The organism is Tumebacillus avium (assembly GCF_002162355.1).
In the GTDB taxonomy this organism is placed as follows: domain Bacteria; phylum Bacillota; class Bacilli; order Tumebacillales; family Tumebacillaceae; genus Tumebacillus_A; species Tumebacillus_A avium.
Map to the genome: position 1 here is coordinate 4,720,021 of NZ_CP021434.1, position 20,023 is coordinate 4,740,043.

Annotated in this window: 20 protein-coding genes and 2 riboswitches; all 20 genes read right to left on the reverse strand. The window is 58.7% G+C overall.

From position 1 onward, the window contains the following. Positions 1-30 precede the first annotated feature (30 nt). The 20 genes from CBW65_RS21915 to uvrC all read right to left on the reverse strand — a co-directional run bounded on the left by CBW65_RS21915 (position 31) and on the right by uvrC (position 19,971). A complete protein-coding gene (locus CBW65_RS21915; protein ID WP_198299692.1) occupies positions 31-891 on the reverse strand; it encodes a GerMN domain-containing protein in 861 nt (286 codons plus the stop codon). A gap of 227 nt (positions 892-1,118) precedes the next feature. After that, positions 1,119-1,922 carry a glutamate racemase gene (gene racE, locus CBW65_RS21920; RefSeq protein ID WP_087458685.1) on the reverse strand — a complete coding sequence of 268 codons (804 nt, stop codon included), beginning with the start codon at positions 1,920-1,922 and terminating at the stop codon, positions 1,119-1,121. A gap of 93 nt (positions 1,923-2,015) precedes the next feature. Further along, positions 2,016-2,459, reverse strand: coding sequence for a MarR family winged helix-turn-helix transcriptional regulator (locus CBW65_RS21925; protein ID WP_087458686.1), 444 nt, complete (start codon positions 2,457-2,459; stop codon positions 2,016-2,018). A gap of 85 nt (positions 2,460-2,544) precedes the next feature. After that, complete coding sequence (locus tag CBW65_RS21930; protein ID WP_087458687.1) at positions 2,545-3,714, reverse strand: MFS transporter; 1,170 nt, start codon at positions 3,712-3,714, stop codon at positions 2,545-2,547. Positions 3,715-3,790: 76 nt separating this feature from the next. Further along, entirely contained in the window at positions 3,791-4,159 is a 369-nt protein-coding gene (locus tag CBW65_RS21935) for a carboxymuconolactone decarboxylase family protein (protein ID WP_087458688.1), read from the reverse strand. Between the two features lie 72 nt (positions 4,160-4,231). Then, positions 4,232-5,512, reverse strand: coding sequence for an MFS transporter (locus tag CBW65_RS21940; RefSeq protein WP_087458689.1), 1,281 nt, complete (start codon positions 5,510-5,512; stop codon positions 4,232-4,234). 66 nt (positions 5,513-5,578) lie between these two features. After that, positions 5,579-6,646, reverse strand: a complete 1,068-nt coding sequence (locus CBW65_RS21945; RefSeq protein ID WP_087458690.1) for a DUF6687 family protein — start codon at positions 6,644-6,646, stop codon at positions 5,579-5,581. A gap of 100 nt (positions 6,647-6,746) precedes the next feature. Beyond that, positions 6,747-7,661, reverse strand: coding sequence for an alpha/beta fold hydrolase (locus CBW65_RS21950; protein WP_087458691.1), 915 nt, complete (start codon positions 7,659-7,661; stop codon positions 6,747-6,749). A 3-nt stretch (positions 7,662-7,664) separates the two neighbouring features. Further along, positions 7,665-8,105, reverse strand: a complete 441-nt coding sequence (locus CBW65_RS21955; RefSeq protein WP_087458692.1) for an NUDIX hydrolase — start codon at positions 8,103-8,105, stop codon at positions 7,665-7,667. Next, complete coding sequence (locus tag CBW65_RS21960; protein WP_087458693.1) at positions 8,087-8,656, reverse strand: histidine phosphatase family protein; 570 nt, start codon at positions 8,654-8,656, stop codon at positions 8,087-8,089. Before CBW65_RS21960 ends, CBW65_RS21955 begins: the two co-directional genes overlap by 19 nt. A gap of 95 nt (positions 8,657-8,751) precedes the next feature. Next, positions 8,752-8,979: a helix-turn-helix domain-containing protein gene (locus CBW65_RS21965; RefSeq protein WP_087458694.1), complete on the reverse strand. Its 228-nt coding sequence runs from the start codon at positions 8,977-8,979 to the stop codon at positions 8,752-8,754. 141 nt (positions 8,980-9,120) lie between these two features. Further along, complete coding sequence (locus CBW65_RS21970) at positions 9,121-9,579, reverse strand: chemotaxis protein CheX (RefSeq protein WP_087458695.1); 459 nt, start codon at positions 9,577-9,579, stop codon at positions 9,121-9,123. 168 nt (positions 9,580-9,747) lie between these two features. Further along, complete coding sequence (sdhB, locus tag CBW65_RS21975) at positions 9,748-10,497, reverse strand: succinate dehydrogenase iron-sulfur subunit (protein WP_087458696.1); 750 nt, start codon at positions 10,495-10,497, stop codon at positions 9,748-9,750. A gap of 26 nt (positions 10,498-10,523) precedes the next feature. Further along, complete coding sequence (gene sdhA / locus CBW65_RS21980; protein ID WP_087458697.1) at positions 10,524-12,272, reverse strand: succinate dehydrogenase flavoprotein subunit; 1,749 nt, start codon at positions 12,270-12,272, stop codon at positions 10,524-10,526. Positions 12,273-12,295: 23 nt separating this feature from the next. Beyond that, complete coding sequence (locus CBW65_RS21985; RefSeq protein WP_087458698.1) at positions 12,296-12,916, reverse strand: succinate dehydrogenase cytochrome b558 subunit; 621 nt, start codon at positions 12,914-12,916, stop codon at positions 12,296-12,298. 276 nt (positions 12,917-13,192) lie between these two features. Continuing rightward, positions 13,193-14,536 carry a homoserine dehydrogenase gene (locus CBW65_RS21990; protein WP_087458699.1) on the reverse strand — a complete coding sequence of 448 codons (1,344 nt, stop codon included), beginning with the start codon at positions 14,534-14,536 and terminating at the stop codon, positions 13,193-13,195. Between the two features lie 2 nt (positions 14,537-14,538). Continuing rightward, positions 14,539-15,528: a homoserine O-acetyltransferase MetX gene (metX, locus tag CBW65_RS21995; protein ID WP_087458700.1), complete on the reverse strand. Its 990-nt coding sequence runs from the start codon at positions 15,526-15,528 to the stop codon at positions 14,539-14,541. Further along, positions 15,525-16,274, reverse strand: a complete 750-nt coding sequence (locus CBW65_RS22000) for an aspartate kinase (protein WP_087458701.1) — start codon at positions 16,272-16,274, stop codon at positions 15,525-15,527. Before CBW65_RS22000 ends, metX begins: the two co-directional genes overlap by 4 nt. An 89-nt stretch (positions 16,275-16,363) precedes the next feature. Next, positions 16,364-16,480: riboswitch (SAM riboswitch) on the reverse strand. 72 nt (positions 16,481-16,552) lie between these two features. Continuing rightward, positions 16,553-17,806, reverse strand: a complete 1,254-nt coding sequence (locus CBW65_RS22005; RefSeq protein WP_087458702.1) for an aspartate kinase — start codon at positions 17,804-17,806, stop codon at positions 16,553-16,555. 136 nt (positions 17,807-17,942) lie between these two features. Then, a riboswitch (Lysine riboswitch) is annotated at positions 17,943-18,135 on the reverse strand. A 51-nt stretch (positions 18,136-18,186) separates the two neighbouring features. Next, entirely contained in the window at positions 18,187-19,971 is a 1,785-nt protein-coding gene (gene uvrC, locus CBW65_RS22010; RefSeq protein WP_087458703.1) for an excinuclease ABC subunit UvrC, read from the reverse strand. Positions 19,972-20,023 lie beyond the last annotated feature (52 nt).

Sequence of the window (20,023 nt, forward strand, 5' to 3'; positions counted from 1 at the left end):
GATCCCGTTGGTTTTTGCCTGCTGTCGAGCTTACAGCTTCTGCTCGTTGATCGTCTGCGGGATCAGCACCGGCTGGGTCAGGTCGAGCCCTTCGCTTGCTTTCGGCGCTTTCTCGCCGACGGTAAACTTGACTTTGTCCACGTCCGCATTCGCTGCGACCGACAGGACGATCGAGTTGACCATCTGGTTGGTGCTGCCGCCGTCTGCCGCCAGTTCGGAAGCGAAGTCGAGCGTCGCCGTCTTCTCCGCCACCGCCGACTTGTTCAGCTTGAGCTCCGGCGAGACCACCGGCTCCAGCGCGTCGCTGTGCGGGCCTTTGGCCAGCTCCGCCAGCGTCAGTTCGATCATGTTCTGATCGGCACGCTTCGGCACCATGCGGGTGACCGGCACGAGATAGGAGAAGTTGGAGTCGTTGCTCTTGCCTTCAAAATACAAGGTGAGCGCCGTTGCGTTCGACGGCGAGAGGTTGGAGGTCAGCTGCAGGTTGATGCCGCCCTCGCGCGAGATCGGGTCGCCGATCGGGGTGCCGTTTTTCAACGTGTTCATCATATGGCCTTCGACCATGAATTGAACCTTGTTGATGCTCTCTAGGCCGGTCAGGCTCCAGACCACCGCATCGACCATCGCCTGCTCATCGGCGCTCGTTTTCAGCTCGTTGACTTCTTTGGTGAAGTCGACTTTCGCCACGCCTTCGTTGATCGAGACGCCGCGGATCTTGGTGCCTTCAGGCAGCACGTTGCGGAAGCCGGTGCCGACGAGCGATGCATCGCCGCTGCCCCCGGCGATCATATTCTGCAAAGTGGCTTGAGCCACGCTGTTCGTTTTTTCCATCTTGACGTTCAGCGGAACGACAAAGCCGTTTTGATCGGCAACAAACACCGTGGTCGGCATCACATTTTCCGCCTGTTGACCTTGTCCTGTTCCTTGTGTTGATTGGGGAGCTGAAGTTTTCTCAGGTGTTGCCGAACAACCAGTTGCCGCAGCGATAGTCACCGCGAGGACACCGACTAACGCCAGTCTACGTTTGCGCATAATTCTTTTGTCCTCCTCCAAATTGGATTCTTGTTACATGTATACGAGCCCTTGGAGGAGATATGCTTGTATTTTGTCCAACGAGTTCAGGGACCTAAAACAATCCCCGTCACATCAATTTCGCGCTTCAGCCAGCGCGAGCCGACGCGTTGAAAATAATCTGCGTCACCGGTTGTGAAAAAGCGGTGCTGCGGCGCCGGATTGTCAGCGTTGAGCAGATGCTTCAGCTGCAAGATCGTGCTCGCTTCCCGGGCCGTCTCTTCGGCCGACGAGATCAGTTTTACCCCTTCGCCCATCACCTCGCCGATCAAAGGAGCGAGCAGCGGATAGTGGGTGCAGCCGAGGATCAGCGTGTCGATCCCTTCCTGCTGCAGCGGGGCGAGATAGCTTGCGACCAAGGGGTGCGCCTCCGGAGCCTCCGTGCGGTCCTCTTCGACCAGCTGCACAAACGGCGGGCAGGACTGGTTGACCACGTAGAGGCGCGGGTTCAGCCGATGAATCTCGCGGCGGTAGGAGTCGCTCTGGATCGTCACATCGGTGCCGATGACACCAACGCGCTCCGATTGCGTCGCCGAGATCGCCGCGCGGCTGCCCGGCGTGATCACGCCAAGCACCGGGATCTTATAGCGGGTGCGGGCTTCTTCCAGCCCGGCTGCCGTCGCCGTGTTGCAGGCGATGATGATCATCTTTACGCCCTGCTCGGCGAGAAAGTCCATGATCTGAAACAGATAGCGTTTCACTTCGTCCGGCTCCCGGGAGCCGTAGGGGCAGCGCAGGTTATCGCCGACATAGAGGATGTTCTCCTGCGGCAGCTGCCGCAGCACTTCCGATGCCACCGTCAATCCGCCAAATCCGGAATCGAGCAAGCCGATCGGTTGTTTTGAAGTCACGTAAATCTTCCTTTCATAAAATACCAGCGGGTCGAGTGAAATGAAAAAGCGCTTTCCAGTGCTGCTCGATCTGGAAAACGCTCACTTCTATGGTCAATCGCTGATATGAGTATAGATTTCTTTTAGCGAAGCAACGAGCGGCTGCAAATCGGCCGCCTTCACAAATTGGAGCGCATTGCCCAAATGCTCGCGGCGTTTGGCCAGCACGCGCTCAATCAGGTCGGTGCCTTTCTCCATCATATGCAAGCGAACGACGCGACGGTCACTCTTGTCGCGCACCCGTTCCACCAGTTGGTTGCGTTCCATCCGGTCCACAAGGTCGGTCGTGGTGCTGTAAGCCAAATGGAGCTTGGCACTTAGTTCGCCGATCGTCAAGTCGCCGAATTCATGCAGGTAGACCAGCGCATCAAATTGCGGCGGCGTGATATTAAAATCGGACAGTAACTCGCGTCCTCTGCGTCGAACTTCTTTCGAAATCTGGCGCAGCACAAGCTCGATCTCGTGTACAAGATCTGCATGGATCTTTTGCTCTGGCATCTATCGATCCTCCCGTGGATACTACTACCAATCTATTTTATCATAATTCCAAAAGAAATAAAACCCTGCGCACACGCGCAAGGTTTTACCTGGTACTTTCCGTCCCCTTCAACTGCCGTCCCGCAAACAGCACGACTGCGCCAAACAGCAGTGCGGCGAATCCGAACAGCACTCCTAAGCGGCTGCCTTGGTACAAGAGCGACCCGAGCAGCGGCCCCGCCGCCATTCCCATGTAGCGGGAAAAATTGTACACGCCGATCGCCGTCGCCCGCTCGCGGACGAAACGCTCCGACAGCAACGTCGTCTGCACCGGCAAGGACAAGCCGAGGCAGATGCCAAACAGGATCAGCGTCACGACGAGCGTCCAGAGCGACAGATGCGCCGCCAGGATAAACACCAGCACCGACACCACGTTCAGCCCGGCGGTCAGCACGAGGCTTTTGCGCGGCGGGATGCGCTCTTGAATCCGTCCGCCCAGATACGTCCCGGCGACCAGCGACAATGATAATGGAAGGAACACAATCCCCTTCTCTTCCGCCGTCAGCCCGTAGGTATCGGTCAAGATGTCCGGCAAAAAGACCAAAAAATTATAAAACGTGTAGTACTGCACAAAACCGAGCAGCACCACCGAATGTCCCGTCGGGTCGCGCAAGATCCGGGCAAAGTCGGCAAGCCCAAAGCGCTCGCCCCCGCCCGTCTCCGGCTTCGTTTCCGGCAACAGGCGCCAGTTCAGCACCAGCATCAAAAGTCCGGTCGCAACCAGCACGAAAAAGACGCCCCGGCTGCCAAACGAACCGCCGACGAACCCGCCGATCACCGGGCCCAGCACCGGCCCCAAAGCGACCAGCATCTGAAACGTGCCCATCGCCCGCCCCCGCTCTTTGCCGGAAAACAGATCGCCGATCACCGTTGTCGCCACGACCGACCCGGCGGCGATCCCCACCGCCTGCAAGGAGCGGAAGATCAGCAAGGTCTCGATCGAAGGGGCAAACGCGCAGCCGATCGACGCCAACGTATACAAGAAAATGCCTGGCAACAGCACATAGCGCCTGCCCTTGCGGTCGGTCAGCGGCCCGTAGACGATCTGCATCGCCGCCAGAACGATCGTGAAAATCGAAATGCTCAAGTTGACCAGAAACTGCGTCGTCGCAAAATGCCCTTGCACCTCTGGCAGAATCGGCGTGTAGATCGTCTGCGTAAACGGCCCGAGAAACGCCGCAAACGCGACCAGATACAAGATCACACGATGTTTCACCACAACCCGCCTTCTTTCGCCTGCGATTCAAAACGTATAAGAAAACTCCCCGGCACTTCCTCCGGGGAGCGAAAGATTAATGCTGTGTATCATTGTACACGTCAATCACGTGCTGCACCAGCGTCACGCCTTGCGACATCGCGGCCCCGCCGCCAAATGCCCCGCAGACGCCGATCGTCTCCAGCACTTCCTGATCAGTTGCACCGGTGGCCAGCGCGGCGTGCGTATGGTACATGATGCAGTACTCATCCTGCGCGTTCACCGCGATGCCAAGCGCGATCAGGTGCTTGTTCTTCTCGGAGACAGCCCCATCCTGGAAACAGGCGGAGGTGAACTCCATGTAGGCGTGTCCGACTTCCGGCAGTTTCTCGCTAAAGTGGCCCAGCCCCATTTTGTAATCGCGAATCGAATCGATGACGTAGGAGCGGTATTCTTGTTCTTCCATGGATCGGCTCACCCTTTCCTCAGGATCACGAGGTTAGTGTGAGCCAAGATGCACAAGGGTATCCCACAAGGCTTACCCGTGCAGACCATCCACTTTACCGGCATACTCCCGCTTCGCTTCCGCTTTGCGCACAGCGAGCAGCGCGAACAGTCCGGTCAAGACCGTGCCAGTGCCGGCGATGGCAAACACGCCGCCTGTGCCGATCCACTCGGCGACCACCGCTCCCAGCGCCGGAGCGGCGAACATGGAAAGATTGGAGATCGAGTTCGCAGCGCCCGTAACCCGCCCGATGATCGCCGACGGCGTTTCTTTTTGCAGCACATAGCCATACGGGACGGCCGAACCCGCTCCGATAAAGCCGACGAAAAAGAACAAGGTGACCCACAGCGCCGGATGGCTGGGGATGACCTGGTAGGAGCCAAGCGCCAAGATGAGGATGCCGATCCCGGAGATCGCCCCGGTGACCGCCATCATCTGAATCGGCTTGGGACTCCAGAAGTTCCACTGCCCAACGGCCAGCGTTCCGAGCACCGTGCCGAAGCCAACCGCACCGAGGAGGACCCCGAAGTACTCCTCCGGCAGCCCAACTTCTTTCCCCCACAGCACAAGCAGTCCGTCATAGAGGAAGATCAGGAAAAAGCGCACCGCCATCAAAATGATCGCTGTCGCCAACACGCGGTTCTCCCCGATGAAGCGCAGCCCTTCTTTGAAATGCTTCCAAAAAACAGACTCGCGTTTCGCTGTGCCCGGCTCCGCTGCTTCCTCCGCCATCGCTTTTGGCATATGCGGCAGGCGCGAGATGAACATCATGGAGAACAGGAACAGCACCGCTTCCAGAATAAACACAAACGACGGCGACGAGGCCGCGATGATGATCCCGCCAAAGACGGGCGCTGCGACTTTGGTCACGTTCAAGGACAACTGCGACAGCGAGCTCGCCTGCAGCAGCACCTCTTCCGGCACCAACGTCCGGATCGCTCCTTGCCGCGCCGGATCAAACATCGCGGAGAACAGCTCTTTGAAAAACACCAGCGCCAGGAGCACATAGAGATTGGGCGCAACCACAAAACCCAACACGATCAGCATCCGCAGCAAGTCACAGAAGATCATCAGCCCTTTGCGCGGCAGACGGTCCGCCCACACGGCGGCAAACGGCCCGATCACCACCCACGGCAGCCCCATCACAATCGTCAGCGCTGCCAGTTCGGCCGGCCCCATGTTCCAGGTGTACGCCACCAAAATGCCGAGCGCCAGCATATCCAGCCATGTTCCAAGGTCGGAAAAAAGCTGTCCCGTGAACAGCATCCGGTAAGGACGATGCTTCAGCGGGGCGAATATCGAAGTTTTGCTCATACGCTGCCTCCTGCCTCTATCTATTAGTAACCAGCGTACACGCCATTGATAGAATTCGTCAACAATTTAAAACGCGGACTGGAGTTCTGCGATCACCTGTTGCGGTGTGAGCGACGACGGCAGCGGAGTCCCTTCTGCGCTGATGAACGACAGCACCACCGGGTAATTGCGCCCTTTGATCGTCGAGAACGGGGACAGCTCCTTGACCAGCGTCCACACGCCCGCCCCCTGCTCCAGCTTCTGCAGCCGCTCTACAGCCGCTTCCAGCGCCGGATGCCCATAGTAGTAGCCGTTGGTGCTGCCGGTAAACTCGAAGCCCGGCGCACGCCATCTCTGCTCCGTGTCGGCCCACATATAGCCCGGATACCAGAGGTCGTAATAATGCCCGTCTGCCGCTTCAGCCGAAACGAGATGCACCGCGTCCGGGTCGAATTGGCAGCGCACCGCCGGCTGCAGCCAGACCGTATCGGAGAGCTGCTCGTTGAAGCTTGGCACCCGGAGCGCTTTTTGCAGATCCTGATCGACGAGCGCTTGGGGCAGATGGTAGTGCACCAGCCGCTCCGAGATCGGCGTGCGCTTGATCTCGCCCGTTTCGACGCGGGCGAGCGATGTTTGCAACGCCGCCAGTCCCGCTGCCGTTTCAAGGGCTTCCTCCGGCCGCTCGATCAGTTGAAACACTTTTTCAAAACAGCGTTCGTAGATGTCGCGAATGTCCTCCTGATCCGCACGCAGCTGATCCATAAACATCGTCAGGCCTTGAAACAAAATCTGCGCCGGACGCTCCCCATAGCCCCAGAAGTCACCCATCTCCGCCGCCCGCACGATCGTCTTGCGGTGGCGGAGCGCAAACTCCGCATGCACCAGCACAAACACCGCCAGCACGCCGTCCGCGTCGAGGTGGTTGTTGATCGCCAGGTCCCAGCCCGCCGTCGACTGATCGGCGACAAAGTTCATGCAGATCTCCGTCGACGTATCCGCCCGGTACTGCGCAGGCGTGCGGTTCGGAATCCAATGGCTCAGCTCCAAGTCCACCCCTTCACGAAACGTCTTGTCGGCCGACCCGTCGGCAAAAATCGTCTTGTTGCTCGACGGACGCTCCGTCTTGCTCCCGATGATAAAAAAGTTTGGAATCACCTTGATCCCCTCCCTGAATTTTCCTTGGTTTCATTATACAACCCACTTCCGATACATACAATACTTATTTGTATAAAAAGTAAACAAAAAAATCCCCGCCTCAGAGAAGGCGGGGTCTGTGTGCCTGCAAAAAAGCGATCACCGTTTCGGCGTAACGCTCCGGCTCTTCAAAACGCGGGGCATGTGCGCTGTCCGCAAAACATTCCACGCGGGCATGCGGCACCGCGCGAACAAATGGATCGAGCTGCTCGGCGCTGAGCACCCGGTCGTATTTTCCATACAGGAGCAAAGTTGGCTGCACGATCTGCGGCAACAGGGGCAAGAGCGACCGAAACACGCGCCCTTCGGCCAGCAGCCGCGCTTCCACGTCCAGTCCGCGCTCCCAGAGGTCGGGGGACAGGAACGATTCGGCGCGCAGGCGGTCATAGTGGTTTTTGTCCGGGTGTTGCAGGTAGAGGGCATGTGCACGCTTCCCGAGCAGCTTCAGCGCATCCTGACAGCCCGCCCACGCGATGTGGAGGTCAGGCTCCCCGATCAGTTCGCGGCACTTCACCGCCTCGTGATACTTGCCCCACTTTTCCAGCTCCAGCGCCGCGCCCTGCAGAAGCGACCGGGCCGTCAGACCCAGGTCAAAGGTCGGGCACTCCAGCAGCAGGCACTCCACCCGCTCCGGGTATGTTGCCGCATACAGCGTGGCCAGCCAACCGCCAAACGCATGGCCGAGCACCGACCAGCGTTCCAGTCCCAAACGGCAGCGCAAGTCCTCGATGTCCTGCAACAGATCCTGCAAGCCAAACGGCTCGCCGGACAGCAAAGCATCGGAACGCAGCACGCCGCGCCGGTCGGGCGCGATCAGCCAGACCCCTTGCGACAAGCGCTCCCCCTGGTCGTGCACAAAATCATACGAGCCCGCGCCGCCAAGGCCCCCGTGCAGATACAAAAGCGGCGGCGCGTCAAGCGGTCCAACCATCTCCACGTAAATGCCTTTTCCGCGTAGTTGAACCTTGTCGTTCATCGATCATTCCTCCCGGTCGAATCCTACGCTGTCAAACCAGACGCCCTGCCGGTAATTGTGCAAGGCTCTTCGCACATATGGAATGATATTGTCCGGCAAGTCGTCCCATGCAAACCAGCGCAAGTCGTCACACTTGTCGGGCTCCATGTTGCAGATCTCGCCCGACCAGCGTTCCACCGCGACAAAAAAGTCGACCCGTTCATCGTTCGACAGGCGGTGCATCACGCCGACCACCTGTACGTCACCTGCCAAGATCTCCACGCCCGCTTCTTCCCGGGCCTCGCGAATCGCCGCGCTCGTCACCTCTTCGTTGCCGTCGATATGTCCCGCGACCACGCTGTAGTTGCCGTCCTCGTACCCGGTGTTGGCACGCCGCAACAGCAGCACCTGCCCTTCGCGCACGAAAAAGATATGTACCGCCGGAATCAATGTGAAACGCTGCATAAGAACCCCCGCTCCACCCGCCAAGTCCCGGTGTCGATCACCGAGAGATCGGGCAATTTGATCGAACGCCACTCCTCAGGTCCCAGACGGCGGCCCAGCAGATAGGAATACAGCACCGTCAAGATCCGCCCATGCGAGACGATCGCCACATCTTTCCCGTCCGCCTGCGCCACGATGTCCTGGATGGCCTGCACAATACGCGCTTGGGCCTCCACATACGGTTCAAACGCCGGATCATCCTGCCCGCCTTGAAAATAAGCCCCAACACGCGCCTGAAATTCCTCAGCAGTCAGATAACCGGCCGCAAATGCCAGTTCACGCAGATCTTCATGCTGCTTCATCGTAAGCCCGGCGTGCTCCGCGATTGCCCGGGCCGTGCCGATCGCTTTCGGCTCCGGGGAATGCCAGATCTCGCGCACGCCCTGCCAGGACTCCCGTTTGGCCAGCTCCCGCGCCGACTGTACGCCTTCCGAAGACAGCGCCCACTCAGGGGACGGCAGCGCCGGTTCGATCAGCACTTGGGCATGGCGCACTACGTATAACTTGCTCATAACTTCACTCCTCTTGCCCTACCACTTCTCCGCAACAAACAAAAGACCCTGCTCCTCAAGCGGAGCAGGGCTTCAACAAAGCTTCCAGGAGAGCGTCAGATTTGCAGTTCTCCGAGTCGTACCAACTCAACCACCGCTTGCGAACGACCTTTGACGTTGAGCTTTTTCATCACGTTGGAGATGTGATTGCGTACTGTCTTCTCGCTGATGAACAGCTTCTCGGCGATGTCTTTTGTGGTTTTGTCCTGTACCAGCAGTTCAAATACTTCACGCTCACGGGTGGTAAGTAGGGATTTTCCTCGTGCGTCCTTGCCGGCTGTCACTCTCGATCCCTCCTTGCTCGGGTCATGAATACAAGGTCTAGGGATTTGGGTCAGGTGCTGTACACAGCCCTCTAAGAGGTTGGTGTAGTGTCTCGAACTATCCTATACAAATCAGGGCGGATTGGTGAAACAAACCGCCTGCTATGCGATCAATAATTTGATTTCCATAATGCCAAGCTCTTGCAGTTCCAGCGGAACCATATACGCGATCTCCTGCATCGGCTGCACAAGCGACTCGCCCATCTGCACTTGCGGCGGGGTGATGTCGATCGACATGCCGTTGTTAGAGAGCTGGATGCAGGCGTTCCCGCTGATCATATTCGCCAGCTCCGCGACGGCGCTTTGGCTCAACTCGTCAAATTGGCTCAATTCGAAGCCGCCCATCATCGCCGAAGCGATCTTCAGCGCCATCTCCGGCGCCAATCCGAAAGCAACTTGTCCATCAACATCGCCTTTTAAGTCGATGCGAATCCATACGTGATGCTGATGCAGGTCTGGGGCTGCGGTCTCGACCGTTCCCGGCGTCAGCGCAACAGCGGTCATCATTTGCAATACCTGCTGTGCAGATTCCAGAAATGGCACAATAATCTGTCCGTGCATGAAACAATCTCCCCTTTTATGTGGTGGGCTATGGCTTACTTTGCTTTCGCTCCGAATTTTAACTTCTCTAATTTTTATTATTATAAACTGTAAGACCTCTTTCGACAATCCCTGACTGCTTTAATGACAAAAAAAGACCACCCCGAAGGGTGGTCTTGAGGCGTAAAATTAGCGCTTCAGCCAAGACGAGATGGCGTGGCGGTTGACCGCACCGTTCATCGCTGCGATCGACGTAGTCAACGGAATGCCTTTCGGGCATACCTGTACGCAGTTTTGCGAGTTGCCGCACTCATGAATCCCGCCGCTGCCCATCAGAGCTTCCAGACGGTCTTCTTTGTGCATTTCGCCGGTCGGATGCGTGTTGAACAGGCGAACCTGCGAGATCGCAAACGGACCGATGAAGGAGGTGCGCTCGTTGACGTTCGGGCACGCCTCAACGCACGCGCCGCAAGTGAAGCACTTGGACAGCTCGTACGCCCATTGGCGGTCGCGTTCTGCCATGCGCGGGCCCGGACCAAGGTCGTAAGTGCCGTCGATCGGCACCCATGCTTTGACTTTTTGCAGGGCTTTGAACATCCGGCTTCTGTCGATGACCAGGTCGCGGACGACCGGGAACGTGCGCGCCGGCTTCAGGCGGATCGGCTGCTCAAGCTGGTCGACCAGCGCGGAGCACGCTTGGCGCGGCTTGCCGTTGATGACCATCATGCACGCGCCGCAGATCTCTTCCAGACAGTTCGATTCCCAAGCGACCGGAGCGGACTGCTTCCCTTGGGTATCCACCGGGTTGCGCTGGATCTCCATCAGGATCGCGATCACGTTCATGTTCGGACGGTACGGGACGCGGAACTCCTGCGTATACGGCTGGCTGTCCGCACGGTCTTGACGTTCGATGATGACTTGAATTTCTTTTTGGCTCATGCGAGTCTCCCCCTTTCGTCGCAGTCTTAGTTCTTATCTACCGCGTAGTTGCGCAGGCGCGGCGGAATCAGCGACACGTCGATGTCTTCGTACGTGATTTCCGGGCCGTTCTGCGTCCAGGACGCAATGGTGGTCTTGAGGAACTGCTCATCATTGCGGTCCGGGAACTCCGGCTTGTAGTGTGCGCCGCGGGACTCGTCGCGCTTGAGCGCGCCGATGGTCATCACGCGTGCAAGTTCGAGCATGTTCCAGAGCTGGCGGGTGAACGGAGCCATCATGTTCTCCCAGCGGGACTTGTCGGCCATGCCGATGTTGTGCCAACGCTCCATCAGCTCTTGGATCTTCTCGTCGGTCTTCTGCAGGCGTTCGTTGTGGCGAACAACCGTCACGTTGTCGGTCATCCATTGGCCGAGTTCGCGATGCAGCGCATACGGGTTCTCGGTGCCTTCCATCTTGAGGATGGATTCGTATTTTTGCTCCTGCTTCTTCGCAGCCGTTTCGAACACCGACTTGGAAACGTCAGCAGCAGATTTCTTGAGTCCTTTGATGTAGCGGACTGCGTTCGGGCCGGTCACCATGCCGCCGTAGATCGCGGAGAGCAGGGAGTTTGCGCCGAGGCGGTTCGCGCCGTGGTACTGGTATTCACACTCGCCGGCCGCAAACAGGCCCGGGATGTTCGTCATCTGGTCGTAGTCGACCCACATGCCGCCCATCGAGTAGTGAACAGCCGGGAAGATCTTCATCGGAACTTTGCGCGGGTCGTCGCCGGCAAATTTCTCGTAGATCTCCATGATGCCGCCCAGTTTGATGTCGAGCTTTTCTTTCGGAATGTGCGAAACGTCGAGGTAGACCATGTTCTCGCCGTCGATGCCGAGGCCGAGGTCAACGCAGACGTGGAAGATCTCGCGGGTCGCGATGTCACGCGGCACGAGGTTGCCGTATGCCGGGTACTTTTCTTCGAGGAAGTACCACGGTTTGCCGTCTTTGTACGTCCAGACGCGGCCGCCTTCGCCGCGCGCCGACTCGGACATCAGGCGCAGCTTGTCGTCGCCCGGGATCGCGGTCGGGTGGATCTGGATGAACTCGCCGTTTGCGTATTTAACACCTTGCTGGTACACAGCGGATGCTGCGGTGCCGGTGTTGATGATCGAGTTGGTGGAACGGCCAAACACGAGGCCCGGTCCGCCGGTCGCGAGGATCACCGCGTCGCCGACGAAAGAGTGCATTTCCATCGAGCGCAGGTCTTGCGCGACGATGCCGCGGCAGGTGCCTTCCTCATCGAGGATCGCCTGCACGAACTCCCAGCCTTCGTACTTCTGCACGAGGCCCATCGATTCATAGCGGCGCACCTGCTCGTCGAGCGCGTACAAGAGCTGCTGGCCGGTGGTTGCGCCGGCAAATGCGGTGCGGTGATGCTTGGTGCCGCCGAAGCGGCGGAAGTCGAGCAGACCTTCCGGGGTGCGGTTGAACATGACGCCCATGCGGTCCATCAGGTGGATGATGCCCGGCGCTGCTTCGCACATCGCCTTGACCGGCGGTTGGTTCGCGAGGAAGTCGCCGCCGTAGACGGTATCGTCAAAGTGTTCCCACGGCGAGTCGCCCTCGCCTTTGGTGTTGACTGCGCCGTTGATGCCGCCTTGTGCGCAGACGGAGTGGGAACGTTTTACTGGTACTAAAGAGAACAGATCGACCGGAATACCGGCTTCGCAAACCTTGATGGTCGCCATCAGGCCCGCAAGGCCGCCGCCGACGATCACAACACGTTGGTTGCTCATTGCGTTTCCTCCCTTAGGCTAACTTACGCTACTGCGTCGCGGAAAGCGATCAGAGCAGAGGTGCCGACTGCGGACAGCACGACGAACAGACCCATCAGCACATACGCAGAGACGCGTTGCGCGCGCGGGCCGACTGTGATGCCCCAGTGGATGAAGAAGCCCCACAGGCCGTTTGCCAAGTGGAACACTGCTGCGACCGTGCCGATGATCATGAACCAGAACCCAACCGGGGACGTCACGATCTGCACGACCATGTCAAAAGACGGAGCGTCGCCCGAGAAACGGGTCGTCCACAGATGCCAGATCACAAAGATAAAGGTGAATACGCCGGACGTGCGCTGCAAGGTAAACATGAGGTTGCGGCCCCAGGAGTACTTGTTCGCGTTGTAGCCGGATGTGTATGCAACATACATGCCATAGACACCGTGATAAATCAACGGCAGGAAAATGAAAACGAATTCAATAAACGGCAAAAACGGGATGGTCTCGAGAATCCCCACCTTGTCGTTAAATGCCTGCTCGCCTTTCGTGGCGAACGAGTTGATGCCCAGGTGAATGAACAGGAACAATGTGACCGGGATTACACCGAGCAACGAGTGCAGTCGGCGAAATAAGAACTCTCGGCTAACTTGTTTGTTGGCCACTTGTCGATCCTCCTTCCAAGATACCTGTGAACGAACGAATTCACAGTCAGTTTTTCTCTTTTCTCTCCGTACTCCCCTTATGACGATGCGATAAGGCGCCCCCCTTTATAACCTTTGACCGTCCCGTCCATGACCCGGAGGGGCTCGGGCGGCCGAATCAACGCAACATAAATTGTACTGTTTTAGTAGAAGTAATGTCAAGAAACTGTCAAATGCGACAAGTTTCGACGCTGTTGCCAACTCTCACTTGTTTACATTGCGCGATTCGGCCGGCTTTTACGCATACCGGGCGTTCGTTTCGTATCCCGAAGCTTCTGCCTCCCATTTTACACCTGCCGGGATTTCCCCTTCAACGTTCAAAACAAGCGCCGTCAGCGGCTCAGAGACGATTTGCGAGATATTTTCGACCGTACGGTGCACCTGATCTTCTGTAACTCCCCCTAACAGCCACGCCTGATGCAGACGGCCCTCATGATCGGCAGTCCGGTAGTCGGCGATCGTCCCGCCGCACGCTGCCAGTTCGCGCTGAACGGCTTCTGACAGCGCTTGCGCATGCTCGGGACAGGAGGTACAGGACAGATAATAGCTTCCGGCCTGCTGTGCTTCTGCGGCGGCGGCGAGCGGGCGCTCCCAGTTCGGGCGGCGGATCTTTTCGCCTTGGGTGAGCAGCGCGGTCAGGTCTTCGATCACGGCGCTCGCCGTCGGAAACTCGCCCGCGCCCCGGCCGATCAGGGTCAGGTCGCCGACAACATCGGCGCGCAAGGTGACGGCGTTAAACACATCGTTCACACGGGACAAAGGATGCGCCGCCGGCAGCAGGCGCGGACGCACCGACAACTGCACCGCGCCGTCTTGGTCCTGCGCGTGGCCGATCAGTTTGACCGCATAGCCCATGCGCTCGGCGAGCAGCAGATCCGGCCCGGTGACCGCGCTGATGCCTTGGCGGTCGATCCCTTCGACGTCAACGCAGGCGTCGTAGGCGAGGTTGGTCAGAATCGCCAGTTTGTAGGCGGCGTCATACCCTTCCACGTCGGAGGTCGGGTCGGCTTCCGCATAGCCCAGCTGCTGGGCTTCGGCGAGCACCTCCGGGAAGCTGCGCCCCGTCTTGGCCATCTCGGTCAGGATGTAGTTGCTCGTGCCGTTCAGGATGCCGGAGATCTCATGCACGCGGTTGGCGGTCAGGTAGCCTTGCAGCATATGAATGACCGGAATGCCGCCCGCCACACTCGCTTCAAACAGCAAGTGGACGCCGTTTTGCCGGGCCAATCGCAACAGCTCTGCTCCGTGTTTCGCCATCAGCTCTTTGTTGGCGGTGATCACGTGGCGCTTGCTGTTCAAGGCGGTCTCGATGATCTTTTTGGCGGGGTGGATGCCGCCGATCACTTCAATATAAATGTCGATCTGTTCGTCGCCAAGCAGTTCCTGCTCCGAGAGGGACAGCATCTTCTCGTCGATCGCAAAGCCGCGCTCCTTCTCACGGTCGCGGACGAGGACGTTGACCACTTCCACCGCGCAGCCAGTGCGTTCAAGGATCGTCAATCTGTTTTTCAGCAACGTTTTGTACACGCCGCCACCTACCGTTCCCAGTCCCAACAACCCCACTTTTACCTGCTTTTTCATGATCAATTCCCTCCCGTTTCCTGTAAGAAGTCTGAAATGATGAGGCTCAACTGCTCCCCTTCAGCCAAAAAAGCGTCATGTCCGTATTCGGAGTTCAACTCGCGGTAGGTAACCTGTTTGCCGAGCCGGGCGAGGCGTCTCGCCCATGTCCGCTGCTCCTGCGGCGGGTAGAGCTGGTCGGTGTCGATCCCCACCCACAGCACATCCGCCTGAATCTGCGCCAGCGCCTGCTGTGCGCCGCCCCGCCCGCGTCCGATGTCGTGCAGATCCATCGCTTTGAGCAGACAGAGATAGGAGTCGGCGTTAAAGCGCCCGAGCAGCTTTTGCCCCATGTGTTCGAGATAGCTTTCGATCTGAAATTCCGTCTCGCCAAGCGCGGCATGGGGACGCTTCAGCTCGCGCCCGAAGCGCGCTTCGAACAGATCAAAGGATCGGTAGGTGATCATGCCAATCTTTCTGGCCAATGCCAATCCGTCCGCCCCGCCAAGCGTGATCGCGGAGCGCATCACGTGGTTGTAGGCGATCGCCAGCGCCGACAATTGCGCGGACGCCGCGATCGGAGCGCAGCGCTGCACAAACGCCGGATAGGTCACCGCCCATTCGATCGCCTGCAGCCCGCCCATCGAGCCGCCGACGACCAGTTGCAGCCGGGTGACCGCAAGCTGGTCCAGCAACCGCTTCTGCGCACGCACCATGTCGCGGATCGTCACCGTCGGGAAGTTATCGCGCGTCTGCGGCCCCGTCGAGCCGGCACAGCCGCCGAGCACGTTGGAGCAGACCACGTAATACCGCTCCGTATCGAAGACCTTGCCAGGCCCGACCAGCGGCGCCCACCATGCTGCGGCCTGCGCATCACCGGTCAGGGCGTGGCAGATCAGGATCGCGTTGTCGCCCTGCTCGTTTTTCGTCCCGTACGCTTCATACGCGATCTCAACGCCGGGCAGCACCGCACCGCCTTCCAGTTCGAGATCGCCAATCACCAGCACGCTCATCGTCCCGCCGCCTCCTTTGCGTTCCCGATCCAAGTCCCTGCTCCGCCATGAAAAGACGATCGCACCGTAACCGGCACGCCATGCTCTTTGGCGGTCTCCACCGCGCGGGGATGGAGCACGACCGCGCCGCCTAACGCCAGCTCCAGCATCTCATCGTACGACAGGGAGTCGATCTTGCTCGCCGTGGGCACGCTGCGGGGGTCGGCGGTGTAGACACCGTCCACATCGGTGCAGATCTCGCACAGATCGGCGTCAAGCGCCGCAGCCAGCGCCACAGCGGACGTGTCTGAGCCGCCCCGCCCAAGCGTCGTCGGGTCGCCCGCCGGGTTGACCCCTTGAAAGCCGGTGACGATCACCACCCGCCCCGCCGCCAGTTCAGCCCGGATGCGCGCCGGGTCGATGCTGAGAATCTGCGCCTCACCGTGCCGGGCTTCCGTGCGGATGCCTGCCATTGCGCCGTTTAAAGACACGCTCGGCACGCCCAGCGCCTGCAAAGCCAAGGCGAGCAGCGCCGCCGATACCTGCTCCCCGCACACCATCAGCATGTCGAGCTCGCGGGTGCAAGGCTGTTCGGTCAACTGCCCGGCCAGCCCAAGCAGTTCGTCTGTCGTGTGTCCCATCGCCGAGACCACCACAACCGCTGCATCGCCTTGACTTACGGTCTCCCGCACGCGACAGGCTGCCTGCCGGATCTGCTCCGGCCCGGCGAGCGAAGTGCCGCCAAATTTCTGTACGATCAATGCCACGCTGTCATCACTCCGTTTCGTCAAACAGGGGCAAAACAAAAACCCCCGCTTCAAATTGAAGAGGGGGTTCCATCTATCGGACTCCACACCTCTTATCTGTCAGACCGTTACAGTCTGCTGGATTTAGCACCTCTTCGCTTGTGTGGGTACACAAACGAGGTTGCCGGGCTTCACAGGGCCAGTCCCTCCGCCGCTCTCGATAAGAGTTGATCTATTGAGTTTTCAAACAAGATTTTCTATATCTTACTATGCCAAAAAACGGCTGTCAATTCCTCTTGCTACTCGTTTCCGTTCAGACCGGATACGACAGCCGTCTCCGCGCCGTCGAGACCAAACGTCGAGTGCAGCACGCGCACCGCTTCATGCGCGCGCTCTTTGTCGACGACGCAGGAGACTTTGATCTCCGACGTCGAGACCATTTTGATGCCGATGCCAGCCTCGGACAGCGCGCCAAACATCTGCGCGGCAACGCCCGGATTGGAGATCATGCCGGCGCCGACGATCGACACTTTCGCCAGATCTTCTTCCATTTCAAAAACCGGTCCGCCAAACTCCGGCACCAGCGCTTCCAAGACCGGCATCGCCGCGTTCAAGTCGCCGTGCTCAATGGTGAAGGAGATGTCGGACACCCCTTCGTGGACGACCGACGTGACGATGATGTCGACGTTGACCGACGCTTCGGCCAGCGCCTGGAAAATTTTATGCAGGTTGCCGATGCGGCTTTGCACGCCGACGAGCGACACCTTCACCACGTTCATGTCGTGGGCGATGCCACGTACGATCATTCCCTGTTCCATCTGAGCTTCCTCCTCCACCAGCGTCCCGATGTTTTTGTTAAAGCTGGAGCGCACCATCAGCGCCACGTTATATTGTTTCGCAAACTCCACGGCACGGGGGTGCAGCACACCTGCGCCGAGGTTGGCGAGTTCAAGCATTTCGTCATAGGAGATGCGGTCGAGTTTCTTCGCCGCCTGCACCACGCGCGGGTCGGTCGTGTACACGCCGTCCACATCGGTGTAGATCTCGCAGAGATCCGCGCCGATCGCAGCGGCCAGCGCCACAGCGGTCGTGTCCGATCCGCCGCGTCCAAGCGTCGTGATGTTGCCAAGTTCGCTCATCCCCTGGAAGCCGGCGACGATAACCACTTGCCCCGCATCCAGCTCGCGGTGAATCCGCGCCGGGTCGATGCCTGTGATGCGCGCCTTGCCGTGCACCGCTTCGGTCGAGATCCCTGCCATGTAGCCGGTCAGCGACACGCTTTGCATCCCAAGCGTCTGCACCGCCATCGCCAGCAGCGCGACTGAAATCTGCTCGCCGGTGGTGAGCAGCATATCCATCTCCCGTGCCGACGGGCTGTCGGTCAGCTGTTCGGCCAGGCCGATCAGGTCGTCGGTGGTGTCTCCCATCGCTGAGACGACGACCACCACCCGGTTGCCTCCTTGCGCGGTCTCGGCCACCCGGCTTGCCACGCGCTTGATGCGCTCAGGGTTGGCGACCGAAGAGCCGCCAAATTTTTGTACGATCAATGCCACTGTTTCTCCACTCCCATTCATGAATTTTCGGGAAACTTCAGTCTCACATGACGGAGGGTCACGAAAACAAAAACAGCCAGTAGAAGGATGTCCTTCTATGGCTGCGCATAGTCGTGGTGATCCCTTCTCTCCCCAAATGTGAGATAGTTCTCCACACAGGCGCGGGGTCGTTCCTGTGTGACAGTTCTGCATCTCTTAAATGCAGACCCAGCCGTGCGCCTTCCGTGAACAGGCCCAGACTTCGGCGATGATCCCTTTCCCGTACGGTTCCCAGAGCTTCTCGGGCTCTCCCCGCGGTACTGATGATGCAACGCGCCACTACTCACCTCATAAGAGATGAGATTTTTGATATTTAACTGCCGTCTATTTTAGCACAGTGCCTAAACTTGTGCAAGATAGGCAAGAATTTCTTTTGCCAATTTATCGCCGATGCCGATTTTGCGGAACTCTTCGACAGGGGCGCTTTTGATCGCCGGGAGCGAGCCGAAATGCTTGAGCAGCTCTTTGCGGCGCTTTTCCCCGACGCCCGGAATGTCGTCGAGAATCGAGCGGATCGCATTTTTCCCGTGCTGCTGGCGGTGGAAAGTGATCGCAAAGCGGTGCACTTCCTCCTGCACGCGGGTCAGCAGGTAAAACGCCTGCGAGCTGCGGTCGATCGGCACAGGCGTCGGATCATGGCCGAGGAACAGCTGTGACGTGCGGTGCTTCTCGTCTTTGGCAAGGCCGCAGACCGGGATGTCGAGGCCAAGCTCGTCTTCGAGCACTTCCAAGGCGGCGTTGATGTGCCCTTTGCCGCCGTCGATGACGACCAGGTCGGGCAGCGGCGCGTTTTCTTTGAGCAGACGGGTGTAGCGGCGGCGCACCACCTCTTGCATCGATGCATAGTCGTTGGGGCCTTCCACCGTCTTGATCTTGTATTTGCGGTATTCCTTTTTGTTTGGACGCCCGTCATCAAACACGATCATCGCCGCCACCGCGTCGGTGCCTTGGATGTTCGAGTTGTCGAACGCTTCGATCCGGCGCGGGGTCGGGATCATCATCACATTGCCCAGCTCTTCGATCGCTTTCACCGTGCGGCTCGTGTCGCGGTCCATCAGCTTGAACCGCTCTTCCAGCGCGATCCGGGCGTTTTCGTTCGCCATGTCGACGAGCTGCTTTTTCGAGCCGCGCTGCGGGTAGCGGACTTTGACCGAAGTCAGCCATTGGCCGATCAGCTCCGTGCCTTCCCCTTCGCGAGGCAGCAAGATCTCCGTCGGCAGGTCGTGGTTGTCGAGGTAGAACTGCGCCACATAGGAGAGGAAGTCTTCCAGCTCTTCCCCGTGGTAGTGGAAAATCTCCACGCCGCGCTCGATCATCTTGCCTTGGCGCATGTAGAAGACCTGCACGCACATGTATTCTTTGTCGGCGTGGAAGCCAAACACATCGCGGTCCGTGTTGTCGTGCAAGTCGACCTTTTGCTTTTCCATCACCCGGTCGATCTGGCTGATCTGGTCACGTAGTTCTTTGGCGCGCTCAAAATTGAGATTTTCCGCTTCCTGCATCATCTTGTCCTGCAGGTTCTTCTTGATCTCTTCATGGCCGCCGTTGAGGAATTTCGTAATCTCTTTGATCATGCCCGCATACGTCTCCGGATCGACCGGAACTTCGCAAGGGGCGACGCACTGATTGATGTGATAATACAAGCAGACTTTGTCTTTTAACGTCTTGCATTTGCGCAGCGGATACAGGCGGTCGAGCAGCTTTTTCGTCTCGGTGGCGGCGCTGGCGTTCGGGTACGGGCCGAAATATTTGCCTTTGTCCTTGTAGACGCGGCGCGTGATTTCGAGGCGCGGATGCTCGTCGCCTGTGATCTTGATATAGGGATAGGCCTTGTCGTCCTTCAGGTTGATGTTGTAGATCGGCAGGTGCTTCTTGATCAAAGTCCCTTCGAGCACCAGAGCTTCGACTTCTGTGTTCGTGACGATATATTCAAAATCGGCGATGTTCGAGACGAGCAGTTGGGTCTTGCCGGAGTGTGCGCCGTTGAAGTACGAGCGCACGCGGTTTTTCAAGACTTTTGCTTTCCCTACGTAAATGATCTCGCCGTCGTGGCTTTTCATCAGGTAAACGCCCGGTTTGTCGGGCAGAAGCTTCAGCTTTTCACGAATCTGTTCGCGAGTGTCCATAGACCTCCCCCCTCCTCATCCCTACATCATACCACAAAAAAAGCACCGCCTG

Excerpts from the sequence above, each read along its gene's own strand:
- CBW65_RS21955 (WP_087458692.1), bottom strand. The coding sequence starts at position 8,105 with ATGCAGCGTTTCACATTGATTCCGGCGGTACATATCTTTTTCGTGCGC.
- CBW65_RS21915 (WP_198299692.1), bottom strand. The coding sequence starts at position 891 with ATGCCGACCACGGTGTTTGTTGCCGATCAAAACGGCTTTGTCGTTCCG.
- uvrC (WP_087458703.1), bottom strand. The coding sequence starts at position 19,971 with ATGGACACTCGCGAACAGATTCGTGAAAAGCTGAAGCTTCTGCCCGAC.
- CBW65_RS21925 (WP_087458686.1), bottom strand. The coding sequence starts at position 2,459 with ATGCCAGAGCAAAAGATCCATGCAGATCTTGTACACGAGATCGAGCTT.
- sdhA (WP_087458697.1), bottom strand. The coding sequence starts at position 12,272 with ATGAGCAACCAACGTGTTGTGATCGTCGGCGGCGGCCTTGCGGGCCTG.
- CBW65_RS21940 (WP_087458689.1), bottom strand. The coding sequence starts at position 5,512 with ATGAGCAAAACTTCGATATTCGCCCCGCTGAAGCATCGTCCTTACCGG.
- CBW65_RS21935 (WP_087458688.1), bottom strand. The coding sequence starts at position 4,159 with ATGGAAGAACAAGAATACCGCTCCTACGTCATCGATTCGATTCGCGAT.
- CBW65_RS21970 (WP_087458695.1), bottom strand. The coding sequence starts at position 9,579 with ATGCACGGACAGATTATTGTGCCATTTCTGGAATCTGCACAGCAGGTA.
- CBW65_RS21960 (WP_087458693.1), bottom strand. The coding sequence starts at position 8,656 with ATGAGCAAGTTATACGTAGTGCGCCATGCCCAAGTGCTGATCGAACCG.
- metX (WP_087458700.1), bottom strand. The coding sequence starts at position 15,528 with ATGAGCGTGCTGGTGATTGGCGATCTCGAACTGGAAGGCGGTGCGGTG.
- sdhB (WP_087458696.1), bottom strand. The coding sequence starts at position 10,497 with ATGAGCCAAAAAGAAATTCAAGTCATCATCGAACGTCAAGACCGTGCG.
- CBW65_RS21950 (WP_087458691.1), bottom strand. The coding sequence starts at position 7,661 with ATGAACGACAAGGTTCAACTACGCGGAAAAGGCATTTACGTGGAGATG.
- CBW65_RS21990 (WP_087458699.1), bottom strand. The coding sequence starts at position 14,536 with ATGAAAAAGCAGGTAAAAGTGGGGTTGTTGGGACTGGGAACGGTAGGT.